The organism is Pseudomonas sp. 05N36, assembly GCF_056397385.1.
The window spans coordinates 1-4,883 of record NZ_JBFTNH010000044.1 but is presented as its reverse complement, the minus strand read 5'-3'; the positions used below and the strand labels follow the sequence as shown (position 1 = coordinate 4,883).

General features: G+C 59.4%; 2 protein-coding genes. Both read right to left on the bottom strand.

Going from position 1 to position 4,883, the window contains the following annotated elements; genetic code table 11:
* Window positions 1-290: 290 nt before the first annotated feature.
* The gene (locus tag AC1DIH_RS28045) at window positions 291-920 is read right to left on the bottom strand and encodes a hypothetical protein (protein WP_477774073.1); all 630 of its coding nucleotides are present in this window, start codon (window positions 918-920) and stop codon (window positions 291-293) included.
* Window positions 921-925: 5 nt separating this feature from the next.
* A partial coding sequence (locus AC1DIH_RS28040; RefSeq protein ID WP_477774072.1) for an RHS repeat-associated core domain-containing protein occupies window positions 926-4,883 on the bottom strand: 3,958 nt, incomplete at its 5' end.

Here is a 4,883-nt window from a genome sequence, read left to right as displayed (position 1 = left end):
GTCGACGGGCTTGGGGTAGAGATAGACTTTTTCGACTTTTGCGTCGGGACGCATCATGAGGTGCTGGCTCCGGAAAGGAATCGGAAGCACAGCATTGGGGATCAGGTGGCGGCTTTGAATGTGAGGTTCATGGAGCGTTTACAGCTGTTCCGGCAGGCCGTTGAGGTCGTTGTGGTAGTAGCGGATTTTTTGCAGCGGGCCGGTGCCATGCTTCGGGCAGCCCTGCGGTTCGTGGCGAGGGAGCTTGCTCCCGCTCGGTGGCGCAGCCGTCGTAAACCGGTTGATGCGGTTTACTTGTTACCTATCCCCAGAATTTTATTTGCCAAAGCCAGATCAAATTGTTTGTTTCCAAATATTGATTTGGTTGCGAGGACTTTTCTGAAAACGTCTGAGTCCAGGCTCAGGTCATTTTTTTGCGCTGCAAATAATGCGGTTAGAAAGGGGTACGCATAGTTGTCAGGTTCCGCTAATACGTCATCAATTAATGAAGGCGTACCAAGGATGCCGTTCTCTGCCTTTGATAAGTAAAATTTCATCAGCCGTTCGTTTATTTTTTTGACTGTTGCGCTTATTTCATCAGGCGATGGGGTTCTAATGATGCCGCCCAGCTCGTCACCAAACTGTTTTGTTTCTTCCGATAATGAACTTTTCGACAAAAAAGATGAGTTCAACAGTCGGCTCTGATAGGGCGGTGATTTGTTTATGCAGAAGCTAAATGCCTCGCATGTATAAATCTCCAGGCCCGCATAGTAGCCGTCGGCCTTGGTCAAGTGTTGTATGTAAATCTCCCCGAGTTTTTCCTTGGAGGAAAGTAGGCCAAGTTTGTTTTTGCTTGCTTTCAGGTCCAAGTGGGACGACGTTATCTTTTTTAGCTCCGCCAGTAATTCCACTTCCAAGCTTTTACGAATTTCTATGCTCATTATGTTCACTTGTAGATTAAGAGATTGAAGGTTGCGTTGTGCTGTGTGCCTTTCCCACCCAGCGGCACCCCCGGCTTTCCTTTGGTATCAACCTTGAAGGTACCCTGCGTGCCGGCTGAAGGTTTTATCGTGCCTCCCCCCAAATGTTGTGTGGTGTTGGCCGGCTTAGTCATGTCGAAGACTTTGGAGTCGATTTGGTTAGGGGTCAACTTCCCGGTGCCGTGCTTCACTTCAAATACGTGCAGTTTTCCGTTTCGGTCTTTGGCCACGAAGTCAGCCCGAATACGTTTCCCATTGACCTTCATGGTGACTTCTTCAGCGACGACCTTAAACCCATTTCGCTTAAGGTCATAGATCGCCTTGGTTCGGCCTTTATTGCCACTGACTGCGCTTTTGCATGCCCATCCCCATGGGTCCATCCACGTCAGAGGGTTTGGCGCATATTGATAGAGATTGATTCCCCCCGCCAACCCAATCGGATCCGGCGTCGTAAACCGCCCCACATCCGGATCATAGAACCTGAACGTATTGAAATGCAGCCCCGTCTCCCGGTCCAGGTACTGCCCCTGGAATCGTAGGTTCTGCTCTTCAATGTAGTACGGCTCGCGCACCTCCTCTAGCGTGTTGCCCCACACCCGATAAGTCGCCTGCCAGACGTTGTGGCCGTCCGCCTCGGTGAGCTGTTCCGGCAGACCGTTGACGTCGTTGTGGTAGTAGCGGATTTTTTGCAGCGGGCCGGTGCCGTCGACGCGGGCCAGGGGTTCGTAACCTTCGTCTTCGTAGAGGTAGAGGCTGGTCTGCTGATGGCGATGTTCCTGCAACAGGCGCAGCCCGTCCCAGGTGAAGCGGGTTTCGCCGAGTGGGTAGCCGTGGGTGTCGTGCTCGGTTTTTTCAATGCGTCGGCCCAGCGGGTCGTAGGTCATTTTGACGACGCTGCCGTTTTCGTTGCGCACTTCAATCAATCGGCTCTCAGCGTCGTAACCGAAGCGCTGCAAGCCCCGTTTAGCGCTGCGTTTTTCGATCAGCCGGCCAAACGCGTCATAGCGGTAGCGTTTGTCCTGATAGGTCAGCAGTTTGTTGTGCACCACTAGCCCGGCACCGGGTTGCGGGCCGTCCAGCAGGTTGGCGGCGGCGTCGTAGGCGAAGGTTTCGCGCTGGCCGTGCAGGCTGTCCTGGCTGGCGATGATGCGGCCGGTGGCGTCGTAGTGCAGCAGTTGGCGGTGTTGCGCGGCGGGTTGCTGGTCGAGTTTGCCGATCAGGTTGTCGGCGGGGTCGTACTCGAAGTGCTTTTGCGCCGCTGCGGGCATCAGCGATGGCTGGCTGTTAAGGCGGCGTTGGCGTGAGCGCAAGCGGCCGCTGCGGTCGTATTCGCTGCGGGTGCTGAGCTGGCCTTGGGTGCGCAGCACTTCGCGGTGCAGGCGGTCGCGTTCGAAGTCGCTGATGACCTGGCCGTCGAGGTTGATCTGGTGCAGGTGGCCGCTGCCGTAGTACAGGCGATTGAGCCAGCGCCCGTCGGGCAGTTGGGTCTGGATCAGGTTGCCGAGTTCGTCGTAGTGGTGCTGCAGATTGCCGGCCGTACTTTGTTCTTTGAGCAACTGGCCGAGGGCATCGTAGGCGAAGCTCAGGGCTTGGACGTTGCCGTGGTGGTCGGTGAAGGTGACGGCGGTGAGCTGGTCCAGTGGGTCGTAGCTGTAGTCGGTGCGGCCATCGTCGGTGACTTTGGCGATCAGCCGGCCAACGGCGTCGCGTTCCAGCCGATGAACGATGGGGGCCGGCGGTGCTTCGGGGACGACGGCCAGACCGTTGCCGTAAGGCGCCGGAATCGCTGTGACCGCCGCGACGTTATCCAGCAAATCATAGGTGTAGCGCTTGGCGCTGCCGTCGAGGTCTTGTTGTTCGGTCAGCCGGTCTCCAGCATCCCAGGCAAACCGATAACTCTCGCCGTTTTCGTTGGTCAGCGCCTGCAGCCGCCCATAGCTGTCGTACCCGAACTGCACCTGCCGGCCATGGGCGTCGGTGCGCTGGCGCACCTGGCCGCGACGGTTATGTTGATAGAGCGTGGTGTGCCCGGCCGGGTCGGTATAACCGGTCAACTGGCCGCTGACGTCGCGCTGATACTGCTCGGTGCGGCCGTCCGGCAACTGGCTGCTGAGTAACCGCCCCTGGGCGTCGTAGCTGAACTGGGTGCGTTCGCCGAGGGCATCGGTGATGGTTTGCAGATAGCCCCGGTTGTCGTAGCTGAACCGCGTCGGATAACTCGAACAATCGATGTGTTCGACCAGTTGGCCGAACGGGTTCCAGCGCAGTTTTTTGCTTTTGCCGGCGGCGTCGATGATCTCGACGACCTGGCCGTGAGTGTCGTAGCGGTAGCGGGTGATGTGGCCCAGCGGATCGGTTTCGGCGATGCAGTTGCCGCGCTGATCGTAGCGATATTGCCAGCTGTTGCCCGCGGCATCGGTTTCCACCAGCGGCAAGGCCCAGTGTTCCAGCCATAGGGTCGAGTCACTGCGGCCCAGCGGGTCGGTTTCGCCGATCAGGTTGCCGGCGTCGTCGTAGCTGTATTCGTAGCGCCCGCCCTGCGGGTCGGTGGCGCTGAGCAATTGGCGCTCGTCGTTCCACTCGAACTGCCAGGTCTGGCCGAGGTTGTCGGTGTACTCGGTGATCTGGTGCTGGCTGTTCCAGCGCCGTGTACTGATGCGCTGCGAGCCATCGGTGATGCGCGTGACACCGGCGACGAGGTCATAGTCGAACCGGTAAGTATCGCCCTCGTCGGTCCAGTGGCGGACCACGCGCCATTCACGGTCTTCAACCAACACCCATTCATAGAAGCATCGCAGCCCCGTGGGCAATTGATGCTCGACCATTCGCCGCCCGGCGTCGTAGGCGAAACGCCGTTGCACCAGGCCGGTGGCGTCGCGCACTTCGGCCAGATTGCTCATTGTGTCGTAGCCGTAGCTGACGAGCACTTCGCGGCGTTGGTCGGGGTACAGGCGTTCAACCCGAGCCACGCGACCGCCTTCATGAATCAGCTCGACCTGCACCAGATCGAAGGTGTCCCGCAGGCGTGACAATCGTCCGGTTTCGTCATAGTCGAGGTAGATGCGGTTGTCGTTGCGGTCGCCCAATTGATCAAGGCGCAGCAGCGTTGTATTGCCTGGCGTTGGATTGAACAAGCGGTACAGGCCGTCATCGCTTTCAATCAACAACTGCCCATTAACGTGCCGTCGAACGCTCAGTCCTTCACCCGCGCTGAACACCGCACCGCCCAAGGGGATCGAACCCATGTCGATGCGCCGGGCCTGCTCATCGGTGTACACCAGCGTTTCCCCGCCCTCCGGGTGAGGCAGGATTTCCACGCACACTTCGTAGGACACGCTCCAGCCCGCGCCGAACACCCCGTCGCGGCGCTCGTCGCGGCTGTTGTAGAAGCGTTGCCAATCCATCGGCAAGACACCGGGCAACACGAAATCCAGCTCATCATCGCCCCCCAGCACCTTGGCCCCGGTCGCGGCGTGCACCGGGTTCGACGAACCCATGGCCGCGTTGGCCATGGCGCTCATGGCGCTGCTGACGGCCATCGACGTCGCGCCGCCGATCAGCATGCACGGCAGTTTGCTGAAGAACTTGCCTTTGCCGCCCTTGAGCATCAGCAACGCGGTGACCGCCAGCCCCACGCCCGGGGTCTTGCCGCTGCGGATCTCGCGCACCACCACCGAGCCGCCACCAATGGTGACGTTGGATGAGATCAGCCCAGAACCCACCACCTTGGCGTCGCAGGTGGTGCGGTCGCCGCTGCGCACGGCCGGTTGGCCGTTGATGGTGACTTTGTCCGAGCCCTCGGCCAGAAACTGCGGCGGCATCGGCGGATGCTTCATGCAGGCGACCAGGTCCAGCGGCTTGGGCACCGCGCCGGGCGCCGGGGTGGCGACAGTGGGGCGCCACATCTGGGAGAAGAAAGAAGAA

What these genes read in the sequence shown, in the direction of transcription:
- AC1DIH_RS28045 (WP_477774073.1), bottom strand. Translation starts at nt 920, where the DNA reads ATGAGCATAGAAATTCGTAAAAGCTTGGAAGTGGAATTACTGGCGGAG.